The sequence below is a fragment of the Microbacterium arabinogalactanolyticum genome (assembly GCF_030268005.1).
GTDB lineage: Bacteria > Actinomycetota > Actinomycetes > Actinomycetales > Microbacteriaceae > Microbacterium > Microbacterium arabinogalactanolyticum.
Genome location: NZ_BRZC01000003.1, coordinates 303,281 through 329,969 on the forward strand (window position 1 = coordinate 303,281; position 26,689 = coordinate 329,969).

General features: G+C 70.1%; 25 protein-coding genes. 14 read left to right on the forward strand and 11 right to left on the reverse strand.

Annotated features, from left to right (window positions below):
* The first annotated feature begins 1 nt into the window (after nt 1).
* Nucleotides 2-994 (forward strand): SRPBCC family protein, encoded by a 993-nt coding sequence (locus MIAR_RS03825; protein ID WP_285631550.1) that lies wholly within the window; start codon nt 2-4, stop codon nt 992-994.
* A gap of 105 nt (nt 995-1,099) precedes the next feature.
* Here MIAR_RS03825 and MIAR_RS03830 read toward each other — a convergent pair whose 3' ends face one another.
* The 3 genes from MIAR_RS03830 to MIAR_RS03840 all read right to left on the reverse strand — a co-directional run bounded on the left by MIAR_RS03830 (nt 1,100) and on the right by MIAR_RS03840 (nt 3,204).
* Nucleotides 1,100-1,396 (reverse strand): DUF503 domain-containing protein, encoded by a 297-nt coding sequence (locus MIAR_RS03830; protein WP_285631553.1) that lies wholly within the window; start codon nt 1,394-1,396, stop codon nt 1,100-1,102.
* Nucleotides 1,397-1,437: 41 nt separating this feature from the next.
* On the reverse strand, nt 1,438-2,355 hold the full coding sequence (locus MIAR_RS03835) for an SGNH/GDSL hydrolase family protein (RefSeq protein ID WP_285631556.1): 918 nt from the start codon (nt 2,353-2,355) through the stop codon (nt 1,438-1,440).
* 63 nt (nt 2,356-2,418) lie between these two features.
* Nucleotides 2,419-3,204, reverse strand: a complete 786-nt coding sequence (locus MIAR_RS03840; RefSeq protein ID WP_285631559.1) for a ribonuclease H family protein — start codon at nt 3,202-3,204, stop codon at nt 2,419-2,421.
* Nucleotides 3,205-3,259: 55 nt separating this feature from the next.
* Between MIAR_RS03840 and MIAR_RS03845 the strand changes: the two genes are divergently transcribed.
* Nucleotides 3,260-3,763, forward strand: coding sequence for a hypothetical protein (locus MIAR_RS03845; RefSeq protein WP_285631562.1), 504 nt, complete (start codon nt 3,260-3,262; stop codon nt 3,761-3,763).
* Between the two features lie 7 nt (nt 3,764-3,770).
* On the opposite strand, the gene MIAR_RS03850 is transcribed toward MIAR_RS03845, so the two are convergent.
* Genes MIAR_RS03850 through MIAR_RS03870 form a run of 5 tightly spaced genes read right to left on the reverse strand, consistent with a single transcriptional unit; the run spans nt 3,771 to nt 7,133 of the window.
* Nucleotides 3,771-3,989: a hypothetical protein gene (locus MIAR_RS03850; protein ID WP_285631565.1), complete on the reverse strand. Its 219-nt coding sequence runs from the start codon at nt 3,987-3,989 to the stop codon at nt 3,771-3,773.
* Between the two features lie 24 nt (nt 3,990-4,013).
* Nucleotides 4,014-4,781 carry a hypothetical protein gene (locus tag MIAR_RS03855; RefSeq protein WP_285631568.1) on the reverse strand — a complete coding sequence of 256 codons (768 nt, stop codon included), beginning with the start codon at nt 4,779-4,781 and terminating at the stop codon, nt 4,014-4,016.
* Between the two features lie 23 nt (nt 4,782-4,804).
* Entirely contained in the window at nt 4,805-5,686 is an 882-nt protein-coding gene (locus tag MIAR_RS03860) for a VOC family protein (protein ID WP_285631571.1), read from the reverse strand.
* Nucleotides 5,687-5,722: 36 nt separating this feature from the next.
* Nucleotides 5,723-6,064, reverse strand: coding sequence for a protealysin inhibitor emfourin (locus tag MIAR_RS03865; RefSeq protein WP_285631574.1), 342 nt, complete (start codon nt 6,062-6,064; stop codon nt 5,723-5,725).
* A complete protein-coding gene (locus tag MIAR_RS03870; RefSeq protein ID WP_285631577.1) occupies nt 6,036-7,133 on the reverse strand; it encodes a M4 family metallopeptidase in 1,098 nt (365 codons plus the stop codon). Before MIAR_RS03870 ends, MIAR_RS03865 begins: the two co-directional genes overlap by 29 nt.
* Nucleotides 7,134-7,213: 80 nt before the next feature.
* Between MIAR_RS03870 and MIAR_RS03875 the strand changes: the two genes are divergently transcribed.
* Nucleotides 7,214-8,734 (forward strand): SDR family oxidoreductase, encoded by a 1,521-nt coding sequence (locus tag MIAR_RS03875; protein ID WP_285631581.1) that lies wholly within the window; start codon nt 7,214-7,216, stop codon nt 8,732-8,734.
* Nucleotides 8,735-8,933: 199 nt separating this feature from the next.
* On the opposite strand, the gene MIAR_RS03880 is transcribed toward MIAR_RS03875, so the two are convergent.
* Nucleotides 8,934-10,064 (reverse strand): sensor histidine kinase, encoded by a 1,131-nt coding sequence (locus MIAR_RS03880; RefSeq protein WP_285631583.1) that lies wholly within the window; start codon nt 10,062-10,064, stop codon nt 8,934-8,936.
* Entirely contained in the window at nt 10,061-10,726 is a 666-nt protein-coding gene (locus MIAR_RS03885; protein ID WP_285631586.1) for a response regulator transcription factor, read from the reverse strand. The genes MIAR_RS03880 and MIAR_RS03885 overlap by 4 nt, the downstream gene beginning before the upstream one ends.
* Nucleotides 10,727-10,814: 88 nt before the next feature.
* Between MIAR_RS03885 and MIAR_RS03890 the strand changes: the two genes are divergently transcribed.
* From MIAR_RS03890 to MIAR_RS03940, 11 genes are all read left to right on the forward strand, one after another.
* On the forward strand, nt 10,815-11,468 hold the full coding sequence (locus MIAR_RS03890) for a M15 family metallopeptidase (RefSeq protein ID WP_285631590.1): 654 nt from the start codon (nt 10,815-10,817) through the stop codon (nt 11,466-11,468).
* A complete protein-coding gene (alr, locus tag MIAR_RS03895) occupies nt 11,465-12,619 on the forward strand; it encodes an alanine racemase (RefSeq protein ID WP_285631593.1) in 1,155 nt (384 codons plus the stop codon). Before MIAR_RS03890 ends, alr begins: the two co-directional genes overlap by 4 nt.
* The gene (locus MIAR_RS03900) at nt 12,616-13,629 is read left to right on the forward strand and encodes a D-alanine--D-alanine ligase family protein (RefSeq protein ID WP_285631596.1); all 1,014 of its coding nucleotides are present in this window, start codon (nt 12,616-12,618) and stop codon (nt 13,627-13,629) included. Before alr ends, MIAR_RS03900 begins: the two co-directional genes overlap by 4 nt.
* Before the next feature lie 53 nt (nt 13,630-13,682).
* Nucleotides 13,683-14,741: an acyltransferase family protein gene (locus MIAR_RS03905; protein WP_285631599.1), complete on the forward strand. Its 1,059-nt coding sequence runs from the start codon at nt 13,683-13,685 to the stop codon at nt 14,739-14,741.
* Nucleotides 14,742-14,931: 190 nt separating this feature from the next.
* Nucleotides 14,932-16,116 carry an ROK family transcriptional regulator gene (locus tag MIAR_RS03910; protein WP_285631602.1) on the forward strand — a complete coding sequence of 395 codons (1,185 nt, stop codon included), beginning with the start codon at nt 14,932-14,934 and terminating at the stop codon, nt 16,114-16,116.
* Between the two features lie 82 nt (nt 16,117-16,198).
* Nucleotides 16,199-17,686, forward strand: a complete 1,488-nt coding sequence (locus MIAR_RS03915; protein ID WP_285631605.1) for a M81 family metallopeptidase — start codon at nt 16,199-16,201, stop codon at nt 17,684-17,686.
* Nucleotides 17,687-17,847: 161 nt separating this feature from the next.
* Nucleotides 17,848-19,659, forward strand: a complete 1,812-nt coding sequence (locus MIAR_RS03920) for a peptide ABC transporter substrate-binding protein (protein ID WP_285631608.1) — start codon at nt 17,848-17,850, stop codon at nt 19,657-19,659.
* Nucleotides 19,660-19,683: 24 nt separating this feature from the next.
* The gene (locus MIAR_RS03925; RefSeq protein WP_285631611.1) at nt 19,684-20,697 is read left to right on the forward strand and encodes an ABC transporter permease; all 1,014 of its coding nucleotides are present in this window, start codon (nt 19,684-19,686) and stop codon (nt 20,695-20,697) included.
* Nucleotides 20,694-21,590 (forward strand): ABC transporter permease, encoded by an 897-nt coding sequence (locus MIAR_RS03930; RefSeq protein WP_285631614.1) that lies wholly within the window; start codon nt 20,694-20,696, stop codon nt 21,588-21,590. The genes MIAR_RS03925 and MIAR_RS03930 overlap by 4 nt, the downstream gene beginning before the upstream one ends.
* Entirely contained in the window at nt 21,587-23,248 is a 1,662-nt protein-coding gene (locus MIAR_RS03935; protein WP_285631617.1) for an ABC transporter ATP-binding protein, read from the forward strand. The genes MIAR_RS03930 and MIAR_RS03935 overlap by 4 nt, the downstream gene beginning before the upstream one ends.
* Nucleotides 23,245-24,147 (forward strand): ROK family protein, encoded by a 903-nt coding sequence (locus MIAR_RS03940; protein WP_285631620.1) that lies wholly within the window; start codon nt 23,245-23,247, stop codon nt 24,145-24,147. Before MIAR_RS03935 ends, MIAR_RS03940 begins: the two co-directional genes overlap by 4 nt.
* A 33-nt stretch (nt 24,148-24,180) precedes the next feature.
* Here MIAR_RS03940 and MIAR_RS03945 read toward each other — a convergent pair whose 3' ends face one another.
* On the reverse strand, nt 24,181-26,661 hold the full coding sequence (locus tag MIAR_RS03945; protein WP_285631622.1) for a DEAD/DEAH box helicase: 2,481 nt from the start codon (nt 26,659-26,661) through the stop codon (nt 24,181-24,183).
* Between the last annotated feature and the right edge of the window lie 28 nt (nt 26,662-26,689).

The following is a 26,689-nucleotide window of genomic DNA, read 5'->3' on the forward strand; positions in this document are numbered from 1 at the left end:
CATGCCCGTGATCGACATCAACGCCGACACCGAGAACCTGACCCTCACCGTCACCGCCGAGTTCGCGGCCCCCATCGAGCGCGTGTGGCACGCCTACAGCGACCCGCGTCAGCTCGAGCGCTTCTGGGGTCCGCCGAGCTGGCCCGCCACCTTCCTCACCTGGGACCACACCGTCGGCGGACGCGCGGACTACGCCATGACCGGCCCCCACGGCGAGCGGCACCGCGCCTACTGGGAGTTCCTCGAGATCGAGGAGCCGCACCGGTTCAGCGTGCTCGACGGCTTCAGCGACGACGAGGGCAAGCCCAACGGCGACCTGCCCGCGATGCGCATGGACTTCACGTTCGAGCCGACCACTGACGGCACGCGCATGGTCACCTCCAGCCGGTTCGACTCGCTCGAGGCGCTCGAGCAGGTCATCGCCATGGGCGTGATCGAGGGCACCCGCATGGCCATGTCGCAGATCGACGCCGTGCTGCGCGACCTGCGCGAGTACGCCGAGGGCAAGGGCACCACCGTCGAGTTCATCGACGACACCCACATCAGCATCACCCGGCTCGTCAACGGCCCGCGCGACCTGGTCTGGCGCGCCTACACCGAGCCCGACCTGATCAAGCAGTGGATGCTCGGCCCCGACGGCTGGGAGATGACGGAGTGCGAGGTCGGCCTGAAGGCAGGCGACCGCTACCGCAACTCGTGGGCGCCGGTCGGAGACAACGAGGGCGAGCCGTTCGGGTTCGAGGGCGAGATGCTCGTCGTCGAGGCTCCGCGTCGTGCCGTGCAGAGCGAGCGGATGCAGGGCACCGACGGCCCCGACATCCTCAGCGACGTGAACTTCTACGAGGAGGACGGCGCGACCCTGATCACGGTGATCATGGAGTTCCCCGACAAGGACACCCGCGACGGGATCCTCGCCACCGGCATGACCGACGGCATGGAGGCGTCGTACCAGCGCCTCGAGTCGACAGTGCTCGCGGGCGAGTCCGTCGCGTAACTCCGCAGTTCTGCACAGCTCCGCAGCCGGATCGCGGTCCGGCTGCGGAGCTGTGCATTTCTGCGAGCGGATGCCGCGGGAATGGGCGCGCGGATGCTGCGGGGCTCAGTCCTCGCTGGAGTGCAGCCCGCGTCGCGCCGACAGCAGGGTGACCTCCGGATGCTGGTCCACCAGCATCCGCTCGGCCTGATCCAGCACATCGCGGACGTGACCGGCGTGCGTGGCGACGACGGAGACGCCGATCATGCTGCGGCGGTGCAGATCCTGCGCGCCGACCTCGGCCACCGCCGCCTCGGTGCGCCGCGCGAGGTCCGCGATGATCGGCCTGATCACGCTGCGCTTCTGCTTGAGCGAGTGCACGTCGCCGAGCAGGATGTCGAACTCCACCCACCCGATCCACATGCTGTCAGTCTGGCAGCACCAGTATCGGGTGGGCCCGGAGCTCACCAGACCAGTGCGATCCGCCCCTGGTACGCGACGTATCCGCTGGCGTTCGGGTGGAAGCCGGCTGAGATGTTGAACCAGCTCCAGTCATTGATCCATGGGCTCGCGCTCCCGATGCCGTGGTCGGCGAACACCGCCTCGACGTCGACGTACACAGCCCCCGCAGCGGTCGCGCCGGTGCGGATCGCGGCGTTCAGCGCCGTGGTGCTGGTGTTCACCTGCTGCGCGTACGCGCGGGTGACCGTCGGGGCGAACAGCCGCGGGTAGCCGGTCACGATCACCTTGGCTCCCGGGGCGCGGGTGCGGATCGCGCCCACGGCGGCCGTGATGCGCGAGGTGATCGTGCCGCCGCTGATCATCGCGTTCGCGGTCGCCAGGTCGGCGTCGCACGCGGTCGGGCTGACCAGCACGAAGCAGTCCTGCATCACGGTCGAGAAGCCCAGGTCGTTGCCGCCGACGGTCAGCGTGACGCGGGTGGTCGTCGCGGGCACGAGGGCCACCTGCCGGCTGACGACGTCCAGGCTGGAGTCTCCGGAGCAGGCGGGCTCGGCGTTCAGCGTGATCGTCCGGCTGGCGTCGATCAGCGCGGGATAGCCCTTCGAGCTGACGTAGCAGGTCGTGTTCAGGTAGCTCCCCGCTCCCTGACCGGCGGCGTACGAGTCGCCGAGCGCGGAGTAGGTGACCGACGATGCCGGCTTGCCTCCTCCGCCGTTTCCGCCCTTGCCGGCGGCGGATGCCGGTGCTGCCGCTCCGACGGCGAACAGTACGGCTGCGAGGAAGGTGACGATCAGGACGAGGACCCGGTGGGCGGGCGGGAGTGCGGCGGATGCCGCGGCGGATCCGGAGGAATCCGCATGGAGGATGGGGCCGGTCGCGAGGCGGGCGGTGCGGCCGTATCGGGGGAATCTGGCGCTCATGCGCACAAGCTAGACCTGCGCGACCGCGCGGGCATCGGTGCTGACACGGACTTCTCGTGCGCGTCAGATCAGCCGGCGCAGCGCCTCCTGCAGCGAGACGCCCTGCGCATCCGCTCGGTCGCGCAGCCGCGCGTGCTCGTCGGCCGTGAGGGCGACCGTCAACTCGACCGGGTCGAACCCGCGGCGGCTTCCAAGCCCCGTCGACGCGTCGTCCAGACCGTCGAGGAGATCGGATGCCTCGGCCCAGAGCTGTCCGGATGCCGGCTGCGCCGATGCCGGCTGCGCCGATGCCGTCCGCGCAGTGGCCTGCGGCCCGGGCGCCTCAGGCGCCCGGGCATCCGCCTCGAACGCCATCGCCCCCGCGAGCGCCGCGCCGCCGTCGGATGCCGACGTGAACCCGGGCCCCCGCTTCGGCTCCTGCTTCTGCTGGTACGCCTTCGCCGCGGCGTTGGCGCGCTCGTCGGCGGCCTCGTTGAGCGGATGCCCGGCGTGCCCCTTCACCCAGTCGAACTCCACGTCGCGTCCGCGCAGCGCCTCGTCGATGCCCTCCAGCAGGTCGCGGTTCAGCACCGGGCCGCCGTCGGACTTTCGCCAGCCGCGGCGCTTCCACCCCGGCATCCACTTGGTGACGGAGTCGATCACATACCGGCTGTCGCAGTGGACGAGCAGCTTCTCATCGGTGCCCGCCGTCGCCCGCAGCAGCTCGAGCACCGCCTGCAGCTCACCCTGGTTGTTGGTGCCGTGCGGCGATCCGCCGGCAGCCCAGTTCGCGTCGTCGATGTACCAGGCCCATCCGTTCGGGCCCGGGTTGCCCAGCGCGGAGCCGTCTGCGGCGGCGATGATCGTCATCCTTCAACCGTAGGGCGTCGATCCGACACGGCCCGACAGTCGGTATCGTCGAGGGATGTCCGGGTTCGCCGCCAAAGCCGTGATCATCCTCATCGTGGTCACGCTGGTCGTCGTCCTCGTCGCCCGCTTCTTCCGGCGCGTGACGCCCGCGAAGCCGGGGACGAGGAGGCAGCGGATGCCGCTGCTCGTCCCGCTCGCGGGAGCCGTGCTGATCGTGGCGGGTTCGCTGCTCGCGCTCGCCTCGTTCTCGTCGCGATTCACGCCCGAGCTGCTGCCCGCCCGCATCGCCTCGGCGGTCGTGATCATCGCCGGGCTGGCAGCGCTGCTCGCCTACCGCAACTGGTACCTCGAGGTGTTCTCGGATGCCGTGCGCTTCCGCACCCTTCTCGGCCGCGAGAAGCGCATCGACTACCGCGACATCGCCTCGTTCCGGCTGAAGAGGACCGCCGGTCGGGAGCGCCTCACCGTGCGTTCCCGCGACGGCGTGCGCCTGTCCGTCGACACCGGCCGGTACGGCGTGGCGCCGCTCCTCGCCGCCGCGCGCAGTGCGGCATCCTGAGCGCGACTCAGTCCTCGGGCTCGCCGGACTCCGCGATGTCGGATGCCTCGGGTGCGGGCGGTGCGACCGGGATGACCGTGCTGGTGTAGAGCGCCCCGAGCCCGACGTCCATCAGGTCCATGGTCGGCGCCTCATCGAGGTGCTCGTTCGCCTTCTCTTCGAGCGGTTCTCCGGGCAGTGCCGCCCACGCGCCCGGATCCTCCTGCTTCTGCGAGAACAGTCCCATGCGTCCATTCTCGCCCCGGCCCGCTCAGATCGGCGCGGTGATCTCCAGATCGGCGCCGAAGTCGTACCACCACTGCTCGGCGCGCACGGTCTGGCCGAATCCGGTCGCCGTGTAGGTCGCGCTCACGGGCGTCCAGTCCTGCTCGAAGAGCAGCCGGCTGTCGGTGATGGTCGAGCCGATCATCACGTAGGGAGCGGCGCACTCGAACACGCGGGCCTCCACGACCATGTCGTCCGGAAGGGTCATCTTCTCCTTCGCCGGCAGCAGGTTCCACACCGGGCATGCCTCCACCGACTGGCGCAGCACGTCGCCGGCGAACACGGCGACGAGCAGCCGGCCGGCATTGCCGATGACCATCTTCTCGGGGTCGTCGGAGCCGGGGTCGCCCTTGATCCAGCCGCCGCCGTCGTTCTTGTACGCGGTGTCGTCGACGAAGACGACCTCGTCGGGATCGGCTCCCGTGGTCTTGCCGTGGATCGCGACGTCGGGGCGCAGCCGCACCTCGGCCTGCTGCAGCTCGTCTCCCGTATCGACCTTCGCCCGGAAGGTGCCGAGCACGTGCAGCGCGTCGCTGAAGCACGCGCCGAGCTGCGCTCCCGTCGCGGTCTCGGCGTCCAGGTCGATGCTCGTGCAGCTGCCGGCGGGGTCGGGTCGTGCGGCCGCGGCAGCGGATGCCGAGGGCGACGGCGCTCCGGATGCAGCGGCGCCGGGCGAGTCCGGGGCGGGCGTGCCGGAGCATCCGGTGAGCAGGAGGAATCCGGTGAGAGCCGAGGCGGCGGTGAGTCGCTTCACTCGATCAGGATAGACAAACCGGATCAGAAGTCGGCGATGATCAGCTTCTTCATGCCGAGCATCCGCTGGTAGCCGCCCGGCCTGGACAGCAGCTCGCCGATGTTCGCGGGCACGATCTGCCAGCTGACCCCGAACCGGTCGACCAGCCAGCCGCAGGCCTCCGCCTCCGGCACGGCCGACAGGGCATCCCACAGTCGATCGATCTCGGCCTGGTCCTCGCAGCGCACCTCGAGCGAGACTCCCGGGGTGAACCCGAACCGGTGCGGGATGTCGGAGTCCATGATCGAGAACCACTGCTCCCCGACACGGAACTCCCCGAACATCACGCCGCCGGTCGGACGGGGGATCACGGTGCCGACACCGGCATCCGGCAGCAGCGACGTGTACAGCTCGGCCGCCTCACGCGCCTTGCCCTCGACGTCGTTCGCGAACATGATCTGCGGGATCACGAACGGTCGCGGGTCGCCCTCGGGCCGCGTCAGCATCAGCTGCCAACTCACGCCGTACCGGTCGGCCACCCACCCGAATCGCGGACTGAACGGGTACTCGCCGAGCGGCATGAGCGCCGCGCCGCCGTCGGACAGCGCGTCCCAGGTCGCATCGAGCGCCGCGCGAGCGGCATCCGCGTCACCGTCGAACATCAGCGGATCGAAGTTCAGGATGAACGAGATCGCCGGGGTGGGCCGGTACGTGTCGTCCGAGTTGATCAGCGTGAGATGGAAGCCGTCGACCTCGACGTCGACCACCACCGGCTGCCCTTCCATGCCCGCCTGCGAGGCGGGCAGCTCGTCGGGGTAGCGCATGGCGACGTGCGCCTTCGTCTTCGGCAGCGCCGCGGCGTAGAACTCACCCGCCTCGCCTGCGTTGCGGTCGAACCAGATGTTGGGAACGATCTTCTGAGTCATGCGGTCCTGTCCTTCAGTGGGGGCGGGAAGCGGGGTTCAGTCGGTGTCGGCGGCGCGGACGGCGTCGACCAGCTCACGCCACGGGCCGTGCAGCAGGGCATCCGGCAGCACCTGCTCGTGCTGCGTGTCGTGGATGACGGCGTGGATGCTCCAGACGTAGCGATCGGCACCGGTGTCCGCCGAGGGGTCCGGATGCTCGTCCCAGGGGCAGCGCTCGACCAGCGCGGCCCACTCCGGGATCTGCTCCGGATCGGGCTCGACGCGCCAGCGGCGGCGGAGCCCGGCGATCCCGCCCGTGCGCACCACGGCGATGACGATGCGGTCCGCATCGTCTGTGGCATCCGATCCGTCACTCGGGGGCTCGATCTGCTGAGGCATCCTTGATCACTCCGCCTTCAACCACTCCGACGGCGATCCACGCGTCGCGCACCGCCGTCTCCACGCTAGCCCCGATGTCGGCGGCAGCGGTGATGGTCGCCTGCGCGAACTCTGTGAAGTCGGCGGTCGCAGACAGCCCGCCGGTGAGAGTGCGGTACCAGACCAGACCTGCCGTCTCCCAGGCCTTGCCGCCGATCGCCGTGGCCGCCAGCGCGAAGGCGCGGTTCGGGATGCCGGAGTTGATGTGCACGCCGCCGTTGTCCTCGGTGGTCCGCACGTAGTGCGACATGTCGGCCGGCTGCGGGTCCTTGCCCAGTTCGTCATCGTCGTAGGCGGTGCCGGGGTGCAGCATGTCGCGCAGCGCCCGGCCCTGCACGGCCGGGGTGAAGATGCCCTCGCCGATCAGCCAGCTCGCCTGGTCGACGCTCTGATCCTTGGTGTACTGCTCGGTGAGCGCTCCGAACACGTCGGCGCACGACTCGTTCAGCGCCCCGGACTGGCCCTGGTACTCCAGCGCGGCGGTCGTCTGGATCACGCCGTGGCCGAGCTCGTGCCCGATCACCGTGACCGACCCGGTGAAGCCCGTGAACACCTCTCCGTCGCCGTCGCCGAACACCATCTGCGAGCCGTTCCAGAACGCGTTGTCGTACTTCTCGCCGTAGTGCACGGTGGCGGTCAGCGGGGCGCCCCCGCCGTCGAGCGAGTCGCGCTGGAACGCTCCCAGCAGCATCCGGAACGTGTCGCCCAGCCCGTCGAAGGCCTGGTTCACCGCGGCATCCTCCACGGCCGGGTCATCCTCACCGCGCACCCTGTCGCCGGGGAGCTGCTCGGTGTTGTGGGTGTCGTAGATGGTCCGCGAGGGGGCGGCTTGCACATCCGCGATCAGGTCGCCGTTGGAGTCGACCGAGAGCTCGAGCGTGGCGCGGTACTCCGGGCGCCCCTTGATCAGGGTCTGCCGTGCGGCTTCGGCCGCGTGCGTGAACTGGCTCGAACGGGCGAGTCGCGCGAGCAGGTAGCCCGGGACGATCCCCTGATGGATGGACTCTTCTGCAACTCCGGTGGTGCTCATACGGCCGACGATACGCCGGGGTTCCGACAACGGTCAGCCCCACTCCGGAGCGCCCAGGTCCGGACGGTAGAATCGGCCCAATGACCGATGCCCCTGATGCTTCCGAGCCGCTCGCGCCCTCCGGCATCGACCCCGATGAACTCGCCGTCGCGCTGAAGGTGCTCGCCGAGCTCGACCAGGTCGATCAGCAGCATCCGGACTACATCGCCGTCCGCCGGGCCACCGGCAAGATGTTCCGCGCCGTCAAGCGTGCGCGCCGCAAGGAGATCCGGGACGCCATCGCCGAGGCCGACAGGGCCGTGGTCGCCCGCACCGCGACCGGCGCTCCCGACCGCATCGACGACGAGACCCGCGGGCTCGATCTGGCCACGAGCGTGGTCGACGCCCCGATCGCCGGCGAGCTGCTCAAGCCCCGCAACTGCTACATCTGCAAGAAGCCGTACACGCTCGTCGACGCCTTCTACCACCAGCTCTGCCCCGACTGCGCGCGGTTCAGCCACGCCAAGCGCGACGCCCACGCCGACCTGACCGGCAAGCGAGCTCTGCTGACCGGCGGCCGCGCCAAGATCGGCATGCACATCGCACTGCGGCTGCTGCGCGACGGGGCGCACCTCACGATCACGACGCGCTTCCCGCGCGACGCGGTGCGCCGCTTCGCGTCTCTGCCCGACTCCGCCGATTGGCTGCACCGGCTGCGGGTGGTCGGCATCGACCTGCGCGATCCCGCCCAGGTGATCGCGCTGGCCGACTCGGTCGCGGCCCAGGGGCCGCTCGACATCCTCATCAACAACGCCGCGCAGACCGTGCGGCGCTCGCCGGGAGCGTACTCGCTGCTGGCGGATGCCGAGCTGCAGCCGCTCCCGAACGGGCCGCTGCCCGAGATGGAGACCTTCGGGCACACCGCCGACCCGCATCCGCAGGCGCTGCAGGCGTCGGTCGATGCGCATCCGCTGCTCTCGGTCGCGGCCCTCGGCGGCACCGTCGCCGAGCAGGGCGGGCAGGCGCTGACCGCCGAGGATCTCGCCCGGCTCGCCATGGCGCCCGGGTCGTCGTCGCTGGAGAAGCACGCCGACGGCACCGCGATCGACGCCGGCGGGCTCGTGCCCGACATCAACCGCGTGAACAGCTGGGTGCAGTCGGTCGACCAGGTCGATCCGCTGGAGATGCTCGAGGTGCAGCTCTGCAACACGACGGCGCCCTTCCTGCTGATCAGCCGACTGCGGCCGGCCATGGCCGCGTCGACCGCCCGGCGCAAGTACATCGTGAACGTGTCGGCCATGGAGGGACAGTTCTCCCGCCGGTACAAAGGGCCCGGGCACCCGCACACCAACATGGCCAAGGCCGCGCTGAACATGCTCACGCGCACGAGCGCCGGCGAGATGCTCGAGACCGACGGCATCCTGATGACCGCCGTCGACACCGGTTGGATCACGGACGAGCGCCCGCACTACACGAAGGTGCGTCTGGCCGAGGAGGGGTTCCACGCCCCGCTCGACCTGGTCGACGGCGCTGCCCGCGTGTACGACCCGATCGTGCAGGGCGAGGCCGGCGTGGATCTGCACGGCGTGTTCCTGAAGGACTACGAGCCCAGCCCCTGGTGAGCCGTCCGGCGCAGCGGTGAGAGCGTTCCGATCCGCGGACAGAGCCCCGATCTGCTGACCTTTCGTGTGAATCCGTCAGCAGATCGCGACAGGGTCCGCAGATCGGGACGGCACGGAGGCCGCGTAGGGGCGGATGCCGGGCTGGAACGGCCGGGTGATGGTCCGGGGCCAGCGGGCGCAGGAAAGCGGATGCTGCGGTTCACCGCGCCCGCGGTAGCCAGGCCTCCACGAGCAGCCCGCCCTCCGGACGGGCGGTGAGGCGCAGCAGCGCGCCATGCGCACGGACGATGCTCTGCGCGATGGCCAGTCCGAGCCCCAGGCCGCGCTGCTCGCCCGGGGCGTCGAGCGGCTGCGTGTCCGTGCGCCGCGTGCGACCCGCGCCGCGCTGGAACGGCTCCGCGAGCGTCGCGAGCAGGGCATCCGGGATGTGCGGACCGGTGTTGGCGACCGCGAGCAGCACCGAGGACTCGGTCGTCGAGATCCGCAGCCCGATGCGCCCGTTCTCGGGGATGTTGTGCACGACCGCGTTGTGCAGCAGGTTCGTGATCAGCTGCTGAAGCAGCGTCGGCGAGCCCACCACGAACCCGGGATCGGTGGCCGACTCGATCACGATCCCGCGACGCTCGGCCAGAGGCAGCAGCGTCTCCACCGCCTCCTCTGCGAGCAGCGACAGATCCACCGGCACGCGATCGAACGCCTGCCCGTCGGCGCGCGCGAGCAGCAGCAGGGCCTCGGTCAGATCGATCGCATGACCGTTCACCTGGTGCAGCCGCGCCAGCACGGCATCCGCATCTCGATCCGGGTCCGCCTGCGCCACCTCCAGCTGGGTGCGCATGATCGCCAGCGGCGTGCGCAGCTCGTGCGAGGCGTTCGCGGCGAACCGCTGCTGCTCGGCCACCTGCGCCTCGATGCGGTCGAGCATCATGTCGAAGACGTCGGCCAGGTCGCGGAACTCGTCGCCCCTGCCCTCCAGGGCGACCCGGCGCGAGAGGTCGCCCTGCGCGGCGAGACGGGCGATCTCCCCGATGCGCTCGAGCGGCGCCAGCATCCGGCCGGCGACGAACCAGCCCCACAGGAAGCCGATCGCGAGAAGCACGAGGATGATCCCGACCGATCCCGGGATCAGATAGTCGGCCAGGAACTGCCGCAGCTGCCACGGGATCGCCGTGTGCAGCAGCGCGTCCAGGGTGGGGATGAAGCTGCGCAGCAGCTGCAGGGTCCAGCCGGCGGCCACGATGAGCGCGCCCGCCATCCCGAACGACCCGGCATAGCTGAGCGTCAGCTTCATCCGCGCGCTGAGCCCGCGGCGGCGAGGGGACACGGAGGTCATGCGCCGGCGTCGATCCGGTAGCCGACGCCGGGAACGGTCGCGATCACCCAGGGCTCGCCGAGCCGCTTGCGCAGCGCCGAGACCGTGATCCGAACGGCGTTGGTGAACGGGTCGGCGTTCTCGTCCCAGGCGCGCTCCAGCAGCTCCTCCGCGCTCACCACGCCGCCCTCGGCGCCCACGAGCACCTCCAGCACCGCGAACTGCTTGCGCGTGAGCGCCACGTACTTCCCATCCCGGAAGACCTCTCGCCGGAACGGGTCCAGACGCAGCCCCGCGATCTCGCGCACGGGCGGCCTCGCGTGCACGCGACGCCGATCGAGCGCCCGCAGCCGCATGACCAGCTCCCGCAGCTCGAACGGCTTGGTGAGGTAGTCGTCGGCGCCCAGCTCGAATCCGGACACCTTGTCGTCCAGGCGGTCAGCGGCGGTCAGCATCATGATCGGGATGCCGCTGCCGGATGCCACGATCCACGCCGCGACCTCGTCGCCGGAGGGCCCGGGGATGTCCCGGTCGAGCACCGCCAGGTCGTAGGAGTTGATGCTCAGCAGTTCGAGTGCGGTGTCGCCGTCGCCGGCGATGTCGGCGGCTATCGCCTCGAGACGGAGCCCGTCGCGGATGGCCTCCGCGAGATAGGGCTCGTCCTCGACGATCAGCACGCGCATGTGAAGGATCCTACGCACCGGCGCATATCGGGAACATATCGAAAAGCGCATACGTCCTCGCAACGGGCGCGCGCGTGGACTGGTCAGCATGAACTCATCTGCCGCCGAGGCCCGACGCAACCGACGGGCCGCCGCTCTTTTCGCCACCCTGGTGGTCGCGCTGATCGCCGCGGTCTTCGTGGTGCAGCAGGCCCTGACCGGGGCGTCCGCCTCCACCAGCCCGCCCTCGCAGGCCGGGCAGGCGCAGCAGCAGGAGGTGCCGGTGAAGCAGGCCGCCGCCGACGACGGGCGCATCACGGCGGCCGACGGGCTGATCGCCGAGGGGAGGCCGGCGGGCGTGGAGGACGACGTGCCCGCCGTGACCAACCTCGACCCCCAGCTCCTCGCGGCGCTGCGTCGCGCCGCTGCCGCGGCGTCGGCGGACGGGGTCGAGCTGCGGATCAACAGCGGCTGGCGGTCGCGGGAGTTCCAGGACCGGCTGCTGGCCGACGCCGTGAAGAAGTACGGGTCGGCGCAGGAGGCCGCGCGCTGGGTGGCGACCGCCGACGCCTCCGAGCACGTCTCCGGCGACGCCGCCGACATCGGCCCGTGGGCGGCGGCCGAATGGCTGGGACGCCACGGTGCGGCCTTCGGGCTGTGCCAGATCTACGGCAACGAGCCCTGGCACTTCGAGTTGCGCGCGAAGGCGTCGGCTGAAGGGTGTCCGCGGATGCTGCGCGATCCCACGGAGCGGAGGCGATGAGCATGCTGATCGAGGAGGGGCGGACGGAAGCGATGGCCGCCGCGCGTTTCGCCGGGCCCACGCTGCAGCTGATCCGGGGTGCCGTCGCCGAGAACCTGCGGCGGATGCGCACCGGAGGGCCTGTCATGGCCGTGGTCAAGGCCGACGGGTACGGGCACGGCGCGCTCGCCGTGGCGAGTGCCGCCGTGGACGCCGGTGCTGAGTGGCTCGGTGTCACGGACGTGGCCGAGGGTGCCGTGCTGCGCGGAGGCGGGATCGAGGCGCCGATCCTCGCCTGGCTGCATCCGGCCGGGATCGACGTCGTCGCCGCCGTGCGGAACCGGATCGACGTCGCTGTCGGGTCGGTGGACGAGCTCGCCGAGCTGATCGACGACGCCGGGGTCGCCGGTCTTGTCGACGAGGGGGCGCGCGTGCGCGTGCATCTGCACCTGGACACCGGCATGGCGCGGGGCGGCTGCCCCGTGCGCGACTGGGACCGGATGCTGCAACTCGCACGCCGCGGACGGGACGCCGGGCTTCTGCGCATCGTCGGGGTGATGGGTCACCTGCCGCAGGCGGACCTGGCCGACCCTCGGGCGAACGTGCCGTGGGTGATGCGTCTGCAGCACGCCCGCGACACCGCTCTGCGCGCGGGGCTGGCCCCGCTGATCGCGCATCTCGGTGCGACCTCGGCGGCGCTGAGCGATCCGTCCACGCGCTTCGACCTGGTGCGGGTCGGTGCGGGGCTGGTCGGCATCGACCCGTCGCGCACGGTCGAGCTGGCACCCGCCGGGCGGTTCACGGCTCCGGTGGTGCACAGCGCGGAGGTCGACGCGGGTACCCCGGTCGGGTACGGGGGCGCGCATGTCGCAGACCGGCGCACGCGCATCTCGGTGCTGGGGGTCGGCTACGCCGACGGCATACCGAGGGAGCTGTCCCGCGAGGCCTGCGTGGAGATCGGCGGCAGGCGGCATCGCGTCATCGGGAGGGTGTCGATGGACCAGATCGTGGTCGACACCGGCGATGCGTCGTTTCCCCGCGGGAGCGTCGCGACCGTGTTCGGACCCGGCGGCATCGCCCCGACCGTGCAGGAGTGGGGCGACTGGGCGGGGACCATCCCGCACACGATCGTCACCGGCATCGGTGCGCGCGTGGCGAGGACCGTCGCATGACCCGCGTGCTGGTGATCGGCGGCGGACAGAGCGCGGAGCACGAGGTGTCGCTGGCGGGTGCGTCGGGTGTCGCGGCCGCACTGCGCGAGACCGGATTCATCGTGGACGAGATCACGATCGGCAGGGACGGATGCTGGTGCTCCGGCGACGCCGCGCTGGGGGAGTCGCCCGCGCTGTCCCTGCGCGGTGCGCTGGAGGCGATGGCGCGCGCCGACGTCGTATTCCCCGTGCTGCATGGAATGAACGGCGAGGACGGCTCGCTGGCCGCGCTGTGCAACCTGGCCGGCGTCCCGGTGGTGGGATCGGGCGTGCGGGCGGGCGCGATCGGGATGGACAAGTGGGCCACCAAGCTGGTCGCCGAGGCCGTCGGCATCCGCACCGCACGAGGCGTGCTGGTCGGCAGCGCCGACATCGGCGATGTGGAGTTCGAGAGCCCGGTGGTCGTCAAGCCCGTCGCGGCCGGGTCGAGTCACGGGGTGACGCTGGTCACGGATGCCGGTGAACTGCAGGATGCGCTGTGGCTCGCGTCGCGGTTCGATGACCGCATCCTGATCGAGGAGGTCGTGCGCGGGCGGGAGATCGACGTCTCGGTGCTGCGCGAAGCCGGAGGCGTGCGCTGGGCGACGCCGCCGCTGGAGATCCACGCCGCCGCGGCGGACGGCTCCGCGCTGTTCGACACCGCGGCGAAGTACGACGGCTCCGCCCGCTTCACGACGCCCGCCGACCTGACCAGGCGGGAGCGCACGGCGCTCACCGCGGCGGCGGTGCGGATGTTCGATGCCCTGGGCTGCGCGGGCGTCGCCCGGATCGACTTCTTCCTCACGGAGGACGGCCCGGTGCTCAACGAGGTGAACACCATGCCGGGGATGACGGCGCACTCGCAGGTGCCGCGCATGTTCCAGGCCGCCGGGGTCGGCTACGGCGAACTGGCCGGACGGCTGGTGGCGGCGGCACTGGCCGCGCACTCGAAGTCCGCGAACGCGCGGGCCGGGGCGGAAGCCGCAGGATGACGGCCGGCAGCGAGGGCCGAGGTGCTGCGGCCGGGACGACGCAGGCGGGGACCATGCCTCTCATGACCATCCCGGCGAGGGAAGGGTGGCCGGACGTGGTCAAGGGCATCTGCATCATCCTCGTGGTGATGTGGCACGTCGTCGTCAAGCACAGCTCGGATCTGCCGTGGGAGGACGCGGGCGGCATCCCGGAGATGTGGACCGTGGTCAGCGCGCAGCTGCTGCCACTGCGGATGCCGCTGTTCTTCGTGGTCTCGGGCATGTTCGCGGCGAGTGCGGTTCTCGCGCCCACGCGCGCGAGGGTCAGCATCCGGGCGCTGCGGCTCGCACTGCTGTACCTGCTCTGGGTCGTCATCCAGACCTTCGCCCTCGCCGCGGCTGGGCCGGACTTCGACACCGCGCGGGCGACGGACGCCTGGAGCCTGCTCCTGCAGCTGACGGTCAGCCCGACCAATCTCTGGTACCTGCTCGCGCTGGCGCTCTACCTGATCGTGGGCAGAGTCAGTCGCGGCATCCCCACGGCCGTGCTGCTGCCTCTCAGCTTCCTCGTGTCGGCGGTAGCGGCGGCCGGGCTGCTGCCCGACAGCGGCAACCTCTGGCAGGTCGTCCAGAACGTGGTCTTCTTCCTGGCGGGCCTGCACCTGCCGGGGCTGATGCGACGCTTCGCCGCGCGCGCGAGCTGGGCGACCGCCGCAGGGCTCGGGGCGCTCTACGTCGCATCCCTGGTGGTGGTGTCGCTGCTGGGTGCGCGACAGTGGTTCGGCGTGTGGACCCTGCTGTCGGCGCTCGCCGTGGTCGCGGGCATCAGCGCGTGCGCCCTGATCGACAGGTGGGAGCCGCTCGCGGCGCCGCTGCGCTGGATCGGCCGGCGGACCCTGCCGATCTACGTCATCCACATGATCCCGCTGGCGCTGCTGGACCGGATGCTGCGCGGAGTCGAGCCCTGGGTGTACCGCGGGCCCGTCCTTGCGGTGATCGAGCCCCTGCTGATCACAGCGCTCGTGATCGCCGCGAGCCTGGGCGCGCACGCGCTGCTGCGGCGGATGCGGGCTGAGGCGCTGTTCGACCCGCTGCTGCCGGGGTGGTTCGGCCGGAGGGCAGCGCGCGTCTGAAGGACGGATGACGTTCTGAAGGATGCCAGGCGCTCGTACCTCCTTCAGAACCGAGAACGTCCTTCAGAAGTGACGTGACGTCGCGTGACGCGACCGGCTGATGCGCCGCGGCGACGGAAAATCGACGACAGATGGCCCCAAAGTAGGACTATCTTTGTGTGACCGTCGACCGAAGATGCAGGAGGCCTCCGTGCGATCGACAAGCCAGACCTCGCATTCGGCGGGCGAGCTGTTCGCGCTCGTCCGGGGTGGGAAGGCGCACTCGCGCGCGGATCTCGCGCGGATGACCGGTCTCTCCGCATCGACCGTGGCGCTGCGCGTGGACGCGCTGGTGGCCAGCGGCTACCTGGAGGAGGTGGGCCAGGGCGAATCACGCGGGGGCCGCCGCCCCCGGGCCCTGGCGGTCAAGGCTGCGGGCAGCGTCGTCGCGGGCGTCGACCTGGGCGAGCGGCACGCCACGATCGTGCTGCTCGACCGGCGTGGAGAGATCGTGGGCGAGGCGTTCGAGAACGTCTCGCTGCTCGACGGCGTGGAGGCCGTCGTGACGCAGGTGTGGGCGAGCACGCGCCGGCTCGCGGAGGAGAGCGGCGGGATGCCGCTGGCCGGCATCGCGATGAGCCTTCCCGGACCGGTGGACTCGCGCACCACGCGACTGCTGTCGCCGACCCGGATGCCCGGGTGGAACGGCGTCGACGTCGGCGAGGTGCTCGGCGCCGTCACGGGCCTGCCCTTCGTGATCGAGAACGACGCCAATGCGATGGCGGTGGGGGAGTACATCGAGAGGGATGCGGCCTTCGAGCAGATGGTGTTCGTGAAGGCCGGGAGCGGCATCGGCTGCGGGATCGTGGTCGACGGCGCGGTGTACCGCGGCTTCCGCGGCGTCGCCGGTGACATCAGTCATGTCGCCCTGCATGATGCGCCTCCGGTGATCTGCTCCTGCGGGCGAGCGGGCTGCCTGGACGTGGTGGCCAGTGGCTCCGCCATCGTCGACGCGCTGAAGGAGGCCGGGGAGCGCATCGACAACCTCGACGACGTGCTGGCGCTGGCCGAGAACGCGCATCCGCGCGCGACCGCTCTGCTGCGCGAGGCGGGCGCGCGCACAGGCGAGGTGCTCGCGACGATCATCAACTTCTTCAATCCGCAGGCCCTGGTCGTCGGCGGGCGTCTGGCGACGGCGGATGCCTTCGTCGCAGGCATCCGTCAGGCCCTGTTCACCCTCTGCCTGCCGATGTCCACCGATGCGCTGCAGATCGAGGTCAGCAGGGCCGGGGCGCTGGCGGGGGCACGCGGGGTCGGCTGGGAGCTGCTGGAGACCATGCTGTCTCCCGCGCGCATCGATGCGGAGCTGCGCGACGTCGCCCCGCCCTCCCGATGAAAGTTCGATCAGCGAAGCATCTTTGACCGATGCCGATTCAAGCGACCGGAGTTCAGTCGCCTGATTGAATAAGCTCTTTCGTATGTCCGAAACAGCTTCGCTTCCCCGCATCGCCATCGCCGGTATGGGCATCGAGTCCAGCACCTTCTCGCCGCACCGGGCCGGTGATCGCGACTTCCTGCGCCTGGAGGGCGCGGCGCTGGTGAACCGCTACGACGCCCTGCGCGAAGGGGAGCTCGCCGATCGGGCCGAGTGGCTGCCGGTCTATCACGCGCGCTCGATCCCCGGCGGCGCGGTGCTCGCGGACACCTATGCGTCGATCAAGAGGCGCATCTGCGACGGTCTCGCCGAGATCGTCGCCTCGGGGGACGGGCTGGACGGTCTGCTTCTCGACATCCACGGCGCCATGAGCGTGGTGGGCATGGACGACGCGGAGGGCGACCTGATCGCCGCGATCCGTGAGGTGATCGGGCCGGACGTGGTCGTCTCGGCGACCATGGACCTGCACGGCAACGTCTCGCGCGCACTGGTCGAGAACGTCGACCTCATCACCTGCTACCGCCTGGCGCCGCACGAGGACGCGTGGGAGACGCGGGACCGGGCCCTCCGCAATCTCGTGACGACGCTCGAGAGCGGGACTGCGCCGCACCGCGCGTGGGTGCGGGTGCCGATCCTGCTTCCCGGCGAGAAGACCAGCACGCGGGTGGAGCCCGCGAAGAGCCTCTACGCCCGCATCCCCGAGGTCGAGTCCCGCGCGGGTGTGGTCGACGCGGCGATCTGGATCGGGTACGCCTGGGCGGACGAGCCGCGCTGCCACGCCACCGTCGTGGTGACCGGCACCGACGAGGCCGTCACCACCGCGGCGGCAGAGGAGCTCGGTCGCGCACTGTGGGATGTGCGCGACGACTTCGAGTTCGTCGGCCCTCCCGGAACCCTCGACGAGGCGGCGGAGCGCGCCCTCTCCTCGGCGACCACGCCCTACCTGATCAGCGACTCCGGCGACAACCCGGGGGCCGGTGGCACCGGAGACGTGACCTGGACGCTGGCGCAGCTGCTGCAGCGCCCCGAGCTCACCGGACCCGACTCGCCCGTCACGCTGTGCGCCTCCGTGTTCGACAAGGGGGCGATCGACATCCTGCGCACGCACGCCGTGGGCGACGCGGTCTCGGTGGAGGCCGGCGCACGCATCGACCACGGTCCGCACGGACCGGTGCGGGTGGAGGGCGTGCTGCACAGCCTGCACGAGGGTGATCCGGATGCCGGCGGCATCGCGGTCGTCCGCGTCGGCGGCCTGCATGTGATCATCACGGAGCACCGCAAGGCGTATCACGACGTCAGCGACTTCACCTCCATCGGGCTCGATGCGCAGAACGCGGCGATCATCGTCACGAAGATCGGGTACCTGGAGCCGGAGCTGTACGACATCCAGCGCGGCTGGACCCTCGCCCTCACGCCGGGCGGCGTGGACCAGGACCTCGAGCGTCTCGGGCATCACCGCATCCAGCGGCCGATGTTCCCGTTCGACGCGTTCGACAGCGACCCGGACCTCACAGCCGAGATCGTGCGCTGACCGCATCCGATCGACAGTTATTTCGCCACCCGAAACAAGTGTGTTATTCAAACGTGACGCATCGGCTTTGTTTCGCGCACTTGCTTCGTTCATAATTCAAAGTGCGTGACACATCGAACGAACGACCGTCGAGGTCGGACGTCGCGAACAAGGAGGTTTCCATGCGCACCCAGACGCTGCGCCGCCGGATGCTCGCCCCGCTCGGGGCGATCGCGGTGGCGATGATCGCCCTGACCGGCTGCCAGGCCGCGCAGAGCGGCGACGCCGGCTCCGCCGGGGACAAGGACACGGTCAGCTACGCGCTGCCCGTCGGCACCGGCCCGAACTGGATCCTGCCGCTCTCGGCGCCCGACAAGATGGCGACCCACAACAGCGCCATCAAGGCGACGCTGTGGCCCCGCCTGTTCGAGTACAACGGGCAGTCCGGCGACATGGGCTGGGACAAGAAGGGATCGGCCGCCGAGTCCTACGAGTTCTCGGAGGACGGCAAGACCATCACCATCACGCTGGGCGACCTCGACTGGTCGGACGGCAAGCCGGTGACCTCGCGCGACGTCGAGTTCTGGTTCAACCTGGTCAAGGCCAACGCCGAGAAGACCGGTGGCTACTCCAAGGGCAACATCCCCGACAACGTGACCTCGTTCACGACGGTCAACGACAAGACCTTCTCGCTCACGATGGACAAGGTCTACAACCAGGACTACTTCGTGGGCAACCAGCTGAGCCTGGTGTACCCGATGCCGCAGCACGTGTGGGACAAGACCAGCGACGACGGCGAGATCGGCGACTTCGACCGTGACCCGGCCGGCGCCGTCAAGGTGTTCGACTACCTGTTCTCGCAGGCCGAGGACATGAAGACCTACGCCACGAACCCGCTCTGGAAGACCGTCTCGGGTCCGTACACCGTGAAGAGCTGGTCCGACTCGGGCCTGGTCGAGCTGACCGCCAACAAGAAGTACACCGGCGCAGACAAGGCGCAGATCGAGAACGTGCGCTTCCTGCCGTTCACCTCGGCGGACGCCGAGATGAACGTCGTCCGCTCCGGCGAGGTCGACTACGGCTACATCAGCGCGTCGCAGCTGACCAACGACAAGCAGTTCACCGACCTCGGCTACGGCGTCGAGCAGTGGGCCGGCTGGTCGATCACGTACATGCCGTACAACTTCGCGGGACCGCACAAGAACCTGTTCAGCCAGCTGTACGTGCGTCAGGCCCTGCAGCACTCGATCGACCAGGAGACCATCTCCGACGCGATCTGGCACGGCGCCGCCACCCCGGACTACGGCCCCATCCCGCAGACCGTGCCCTCGGATCAGCTCTCCGACGCGCAGGCGAAGAATCCGTACCCGTTCGACCTCAAGAAGGCCGCTCAGCTGTTCACCGACCACGGCTGGAAGAAGAACTCCGACGGCGTGCTCGAGTGCGCGGCGCCGGGTGAGGGTGCAGACCAGTGCGGCGCCGGAATCGCGGCCGGCGACCTCGCCGAGTTCGTGATCACCACGCAGAACGGCTCGCAGGAGACCGACAACACCATGGCCGAGATCCAGTCGTCGCTGGCCAAGGTCGGCGTCAAGGTGACCGTCGACGCCAAGCCGCTGGACACCGTGCTGACGCAGGCTCAGGAGTGCAAGACCGCTGAGGGCGCCAAGTGCACCTGGGACCTGGTCTTCTTCGGCACGGCGGGCAGCTGGTACTTCAGCCCGTACGCCACCGGTGAGCGCCTCTTCGCCAAGGACACGAAGTGGAACGCCGGCCAGTACTACAACGCCGAGGCGGAGTCGCTCATCCAGGAGATGATGTTCTCCTCCGACTCCGAGACGAGCAAGAAGTACTCCGAGCTGCTCGCGAAGGACCTGCCGGTGATGTGGATGCCCAACCCGGTGTACCAGGTCTCGGTCGTGCGCAAGGGCCTCGAGATCGGCACCCAGGACCCGGGCGGCAACTTCATGCCGCAGCGCTGGTCCTGGAAGTGACCGGCAGAGCCTGAAGGATAGGACATGAGCGTGGTGGACGCAGCGCAGCCGACGGCTGCGAAGAAGAAGAGCGACAGCCGATTCTGGTGGTACCTGCTGAGGCGGGTCGGCCAGGGTCTGATCGTGATCCTGCTCGTGACACTGATCGTGTTCGCGCTGCTCCACCTCGCCATGCCCGACGGGCCGGCCACCGGCATCCTGGGGATGCAGGCGACCCAGGCCCAGATCGACGCCTTCAACAAGGCGCACGGCTTCGACCTGCCCGTCTGGCAGCAGTACCTCAACTTCCTCGGGCAGATCGCGACCGGAGACCTCGGCGATTCGTTCAAGCTGAACCGGCCTGTCTCCGACGCCATCGTGCAGCGCCTGCCCAAGACGCTGATCCTCGCGCTCATCTCGATGCTGGTGGCCCTGATCATCGCCATCCCGATGGGCATCTTCCAGGCGGTGCGCCGGGGCAGGACGTCGGACTACGTGCTGACCACGTGGAACTTCATCGTCTACTCGACCCCGTCGTTCTTCCTCGGGCTCATCCTTGTCATCGTCTTCTCGCAGTCGCTGCGGATCCTGCCCGCGCAGGCGCCGCAGGGCGAGAGCGTCGCCGCCGTCCTGGCGAACCCCGGCGGCCTCGTGCTCCCCGTCCTCACGGCCGCGCTCAGCATCATCGCGACCTTCTCGCGCTACATGAGGTCGTCGACCATCGACAACCTCTCCGAGGACTACGTGCGCACCGCCCGCGCCAAGGGCACGCCGGTCGCGGTGGTCGTCGCGCGCCACGTGGTGCGCAACTCGCTCACGCCGGTCATCGCGATGCTCGGCTACTACCTGCCGGTGATGTTCGGCGGCATGATCGTCGTCGAGTCCCTCTTCAACTACCCGGGCATGGGTCTGCTGTTCTGGACCTCGGCGCAGACGTCCGACTATCCGGTGCTGCTGGGCTGCATCCTGATCATCGCCGTCGCGACCGTCATCGGCTCCCTGCTGGCCGACATCATCCAGGCCCTGCTCGACCCGCGCACGCGAGAGGAGCTCTCGTGAGCACTCCCTCCCCGACCTCCACCGTGGCACTCGCCACCCGCACGCTCAGCCCGCGGCAGCGCGGCGTGCGGCGCTTCCTGCGCAACAGGCTCGCGGTCTTCGGCATCGTGACCATCGCCCTGTTCCTGCTGTTCTGCTTCGTCGGGCCTCTGCTGTACCCGACCGATCAGGTGCACACCGACCTGCGCAGCACCATGCTGCCGCCCGGATCTCCGGGGCATCCGCTGGGCACCGATGACGTCGGCTACGACATCCTCGGACGGCTCATGGCCGGCGGGCAGATCTCGATCCTCATCGGCCTCGCGGCAGGCGTGCTCGCCACCGTGATCGGCACGCTCTGGGGCGCGATCGCCGGGTACGTCGGAGGCATCGTCGACACCGTGATGATGCGCATCGTGGACGCGGCGATCGCGATTCCCGCGACCTTCCTGCTGCTGATCCTCTCGGCGGTGCTGCGTCCGAGCGTGCCGCTGATGATCTGCGTGATCGGACTCGTGTCCTGGCTGGTGCCCGCCCGCCTGGTGCGCGCCGAGTCGATCTCGCTGAAGTCCCGCGAGTACGTGCTGGCCCTGCGCGCCATGGGCGGTTCGCACTCCCGCGCGGTGCTCAAGCACGTGGTGCCGAACACGGTCGGCACGATCGTGGTGAACGCGACGTTCCAGGTCGCCGACGCGATCCTGCTGGTCGCCTACATCTCGTTCCTGGGAATGGGACTGCAGAAGCCCGCGACCGACTGGGGCGCCATGCTGACCAGCGGCATGACCTACACCTACGCCGGCGCCTGGTGGCTGATCTTCCCCGCCGGCTTCTGCATCGTGCTCACCGTCTGCGCCTTCAACAGCATCGGCGACGGGCTCCGTGACTTCTTCGACGTGAAGGGGCGTGCCGCATGAGCGACGCACTGCTGTCGATCACCGGCCTGGCCGTGTCGTTCCGCACCGAGGACGGCCCCGTCGAGGCGGTCAAGGGCATCGACCTCGAGGTGAGGGCGGGCGAGGTGCTCGCCCTGGTCGGCGAGTCCGGCTCGGGCAAGTCGGTCACGGCCATGGCCGTGCTCGGCCTGCTGCCCCGCACGGCATCCGTGACCGGTTCGATCCGCCTCACCGGCCGCGAGCTGCTCGGTCTCGACGAGGATGCGATGAACTCGGTCCGCGGCGGCGAGATCTCGATGGTGTTCCAGGAGCCGATGACCGCGCTCAATCCGAGCATGCGCATCGGCGACCAGATCACCGAGGCGCTCCACAACCACCGCAAGACCAGCAAGGACGCCGCCTGGGCGCGCGCCGTCGAGCTGCTCGCGCGCGTCGGCATCCCCGACCCGGAGCGACGCGCGAAGAGCTACCCGCACGAGCTCTCCGGCGGGCAGCGGCAGCGTGTGGTGATCGCCATCGCGCTGGCCTGCGAGCCGCAGCTGATCATCGCCGACGAGCCGACCACGGCCCTCGACGTGACGGTGCAGGCCGAGATCCTCGACCTGATCCGTGCGCTGGCGGCGGAGTCGGGCACCGCCTTCCTCCTGGTGACGCACAACATGGGCGTGGTCGCCGACATCGCCGACCGGGTCGCGGTGATGTTCCGCGGCACCATGGTCGAGGTCGGGACCACGCGCGAGGTGCTCACCGCGCCCCGTGAGGACTACACGAAGAAGCTGCTCGGCGCCGTGCCGACGCTGCCCGACGCCCCGTCGGCGGTTCGCGCGGATGCTGCGGAGCAGACGCCCGCGCCGGTGCTGGACATCGTGTCCGCGGCGGTGACGTACCGTCGCGGCGGACGCTCGTTCAAGGCGCTCGACGGCGTCAGCCTGAGCATCGCGCCCGGCGAGATCGTCGGCCTGGTCGGCGAGTCCGGTTCGGGCAAGTCGACGCTGGGGCGGGCGGCACTGGGCCTGCTGCCGCTGTCCGACGGCACGATGACGCTCTTCGGAGAGCAGATCGGGCGCGGAGGCGTCTCGCGACGCCGGGAGCGCGAGCTGCGGGGGCGGGTCGGTGCGATCTTCCAGGATCCCGGTTCCAGTCTCGACCCGCGGATGACGGTGGGCGAGGCGATCGCCGAGCCGATGCTCGTGCAGCGACGCCGCTTCCCGACCAGTGCTGCACAGCGCAGGGCGCGGGTGGCCGAGCTGCTCGATGCGGTGGAACTGCCCGCCGGCTACGCCACCCGGTATCCCCATGAGCTCTCCGGAGGACAGCGCCAGCGCATCGGACTGGCCAGGGCCATCGCCCTCGAACCGGAGCTGATCATCGCCGACGAGCCGACCTCGGCCCTCGACGTCTCGGTGCAGGCCGCGGTGCTGGACGTGCTGCGCGATCTGCAGCAGAAGATGCACTTCGCGTGCCTGTTCATCAGCCATGACCTCGCCGTGGTGCACGAGATCTCCGACCGCGTCGCGGTCATGCTGAAGGGCGAGATCGTCGAGACCGGCTCCGCCGACGACGTGCTGCTGTCCCCGCAGCACCCGTACAGTCGCAGGCTGCTCGGGTCGGTCCCGGTGCCCGATCCCGCCAAGCAGGCGCTGCGCCGTGAAGCCAGGGCGGCGGCACTGCACGCATGACATCCCCTGCTGTCCTCGGTGTCGATGTCGGCGGATCCAGCGTGAAGGCGCTGCTCGTCGACGCCCGATCCCCTCTCTCGACCCCGCCGGAGCCGCTGTTCCGCGACCGGATGACCACTCCGCTGGCCGACCCCGTCGACGGTCTCGCCGAGATCGTGCGGCAGGTGCGCGGCGAACGCTCCCTGCAGCGCGTCGTGCTGTCGATCCCCGGCCTGGTCGATCAGGCGAACGGCGTCGTGATCCGCTCCACCAACATCCCGTCGCTGGACGGATGCCACCTCGGCGAGCGTCTGGGAGGACTGCTCGGCGTGCCCGTCGACGTGGTCAACGATGGACATGCGGCCGCCGTCGCGGAGGCGACCTGGGGCGCCGGAGCGGGCAGCGACGACAGCTTCGTCCTGGCGCTGGGAACCGGCATCGCGGGAGCCCACGTCGTGGATGGCACCGTGGTGCCCGGAGCGCACGGATCCGCCGGTGAGCTGGGCCACATCACGGTCGAGCCGGACGGCGCGCTGTGCTCCTGCGGGCGGCGCGGCTGTCTCGAGACGATCATCGGCGCCCCGGCGCTGCGCACGGCCTGGAACAGTGCGGGAGGCGAGGGCGGTCCCCGCTCACTGCTGGCCGCGTTCGGCGCGGGCGAGGCGCGCGCCCAGGGGATCGTGTTCCACGCGGCATCCGCTCTGGCGGAGGCGCTGCTCACCCTGTGCGCCCTCGTCGACCCGGGGCGGATCGTGGTCGGGGGCGGGCTCGCGCAGGCGCCGCACGCCCTGGTCACCCTGGCCGAGGGGCTCGTCGGCGAGCGGGCGACGTTCCACCGCGTGCCGCCGATCGTGCCCGCGACGCTGGGCGGCTGGGCCGGCGCGAACGGCTGCGTGCTGCTGGGGCTTCAGGCGGGCTGAGCCCCGAAGCTGCTCCGGCACCCGTTCGGCGTCTTAGAGCCGGTCGACGCCCGTGACGTGGATCACGGCTTCGCCGGCCTCGTCGGATGCCGCCAGGTCGACGGTCGCGGAGATGCCCCAGTCGTGATCGCCGGCGGGGTCGTCCAGGATCTGCCGCACGGTCCACTGCTCCGCGCCCTGCTCGATCAGCAGGAGGGCGGACCCGCGGGCATCCGCCCCGGTGAGGATCTCATCGTGCTCGGCGAAGTACGCGTCGAGGGCGTCGGACCAGCCGTCGAACGCGGGGTCCAGGGCATCCAGCGACTCGAGGTCCTCGCGGGCGGCGAGCTGCACGCGCCGGAACAGCTCGTTGCGCACCAGGATGCGGAAGGCGCGCACGTTCGCGGTGAGCCGCTTGGGTGCAGGCGGGACGACCGGCTCGTCGTCCGGATCGACCAGAACGCCGCTCACCAGCTCCTGCCACTCGTCCAGCAGACTCGAGTCGACCTGGCGCACCAGCTCGCCGAGCCACTCGATCAGGTCGCGCAGCTCCTCGGTCTTGAGGTGCTCGGGGATCGTCTGGGAGGCCGCGCGATAGGCATCGGAGAGGTAGCGCAGCACCACGCCCTCCGATCGCGCGGTCTTGTAGAAGGCGACGTATTCCCCGAACGACATGGCACGCTCGTACATGTCGCGCACCACCGACTTGGGATGCAGCTCGAAGTCGCGGATCCACGGCTGGGCGGCGCTGAAGGTCTGGAAGGCCGCGGCGAGCAGCTCCTCGAGCGGCTTGGGCCACGTGATCTGCTCGAGCAGCTCCATGCGCTCGTCGTACTCGATGCCCTCGGCCTTCATCGCGGCGACGGCCTCGCCCCGCGCGATGAACTCCTGCTGCGAGAGGATCGCGCGCGGATCGTCGAGGGTCGACTCGACGATCGAGATCATGTCCAGGGCGAAGGTCGCCGAGTCCGGATCGAGCAGCTCGAACGCCGCGAGGGCGAACGGCGACAGCGGCTGGTTGAGAGCGAAGTTCGGCTGCAGGTCGACCGTGAGCCGGACACCGTCCGGACCGTTCTCGACCACGCCCGATTCGAGCAGCGTGCGGTAGATGCCGAGCGCTCTCAGAGCGAGGAGGCGCTGCTTCGCCCTGGGCTCGTGATTGTCATATACCAGCGCACGCATATTGCCGAACGCGTCGCCGCCCCGAGCGATGACGTTGAGCATCATCGCGCTGGTGATCTGCATGTGCGAGGTGAGCGTCTCGGGCTCGGAGGAGATCAGCTTCTGGAACGACGGCTCTCCCCAGGACACGAACCCGTCGGGCGCCTTCTTGCGGATGATCTTGCGCTTCTTCTTCGGGTCGTCGCCGGCCTTGCGGATCGCGGCGAGGTTCTCGGTCTCGTGCTCCGGCGCCTGCGCCACGACCGTGCCCGCCGTGTCGAAGCCGGCGCGGCCCGCACGCCCTGCGATCTGGTGGAACTCGCGGGCGTTCAGCTGCCGCATCCGCTGGCCGTCGAACTTCGTCAGCGCGGTGAGCAGCACGGTGCGGATGGGCACGTTGATGCCCACGCCGAGCGTGTCCGTGCCGCAGATCACCCGCAGCATCCCGCGCTGGGCGAGCTGCTCGACCAGCCGCCGGTACTTCGGCAGCATCCCCGCGTGGTGCACGCCGATGCCGAGCCGCAGCAGGCGGGAGAGCGTCTTGCCGAAGGCGGTCGTGAACCGGAAGCCTCCGATGAGGTCGGCGATCGCATCGCGCTGCTCGCGCGTCGCGACCTTCGCGCTGGCGAGCGCCTGCGCGCGCTCCATCGCCGCGGCCTGGGAGAAGTGCACGATGTAGACCGGGGCTCGGTCGGTGTGCAGCAGGTCCTCGATGGTCTCGTGGATCGGCGTCGTCTCGTAGAAGAAGTGCAGCGGAACGGGCCGCTCGACGCCCGTGACCACGGCCGTCTCCCGTCCGGTGCGGCGGGTCAGATCGGATGCCAGCTCCGTGACGTCGCCGAGGGTCGCGGACATGAGCACGAACTGCGCCTGAGGAAGCGTGAGCAGCGGCACCTGCCATGCCCAGCCCCGGTCGGGGTCCCCGTAGAAGTGGAACTCGTCCATCACGACCTGGCCGACGTCGGCATCCGCGCCCTCGCGCAGCGCGAGGTTCGCGAGGATCTCGGCCGTGCAGCAGACGATCGGGGCATCGGCGTTCACCGCGGAGTCGCCGGTGACCATGCCGACGTTCGCGGCGCCGAACACGTCGACCAGGCTGAAGAACTTCTCGCTGACCAGCGCCTTGATCGGTGCCGTGTAGTAGGTGCGGCGTCCCTCGGTCAGCGCGGCGAAGTGGGCGCCGATCGCGACCAGGGACTTCCCGGTGCCCGTGGGCGTGGACAGGATCAGGTTCTGACCCGAGACGATCTCGATGACCGCCTCGTCCTGCGCGGGGTACAGGCGGATGCCGGTGGACTCCGCCCACTCCACGAACGCCAGGTAGACGGCATCCGCATCGGCGCCGTTGACGGTCGTGGGATCGAGGAGGGTCACCCCTCGATCCTTTCACCCCCGCCGCGTC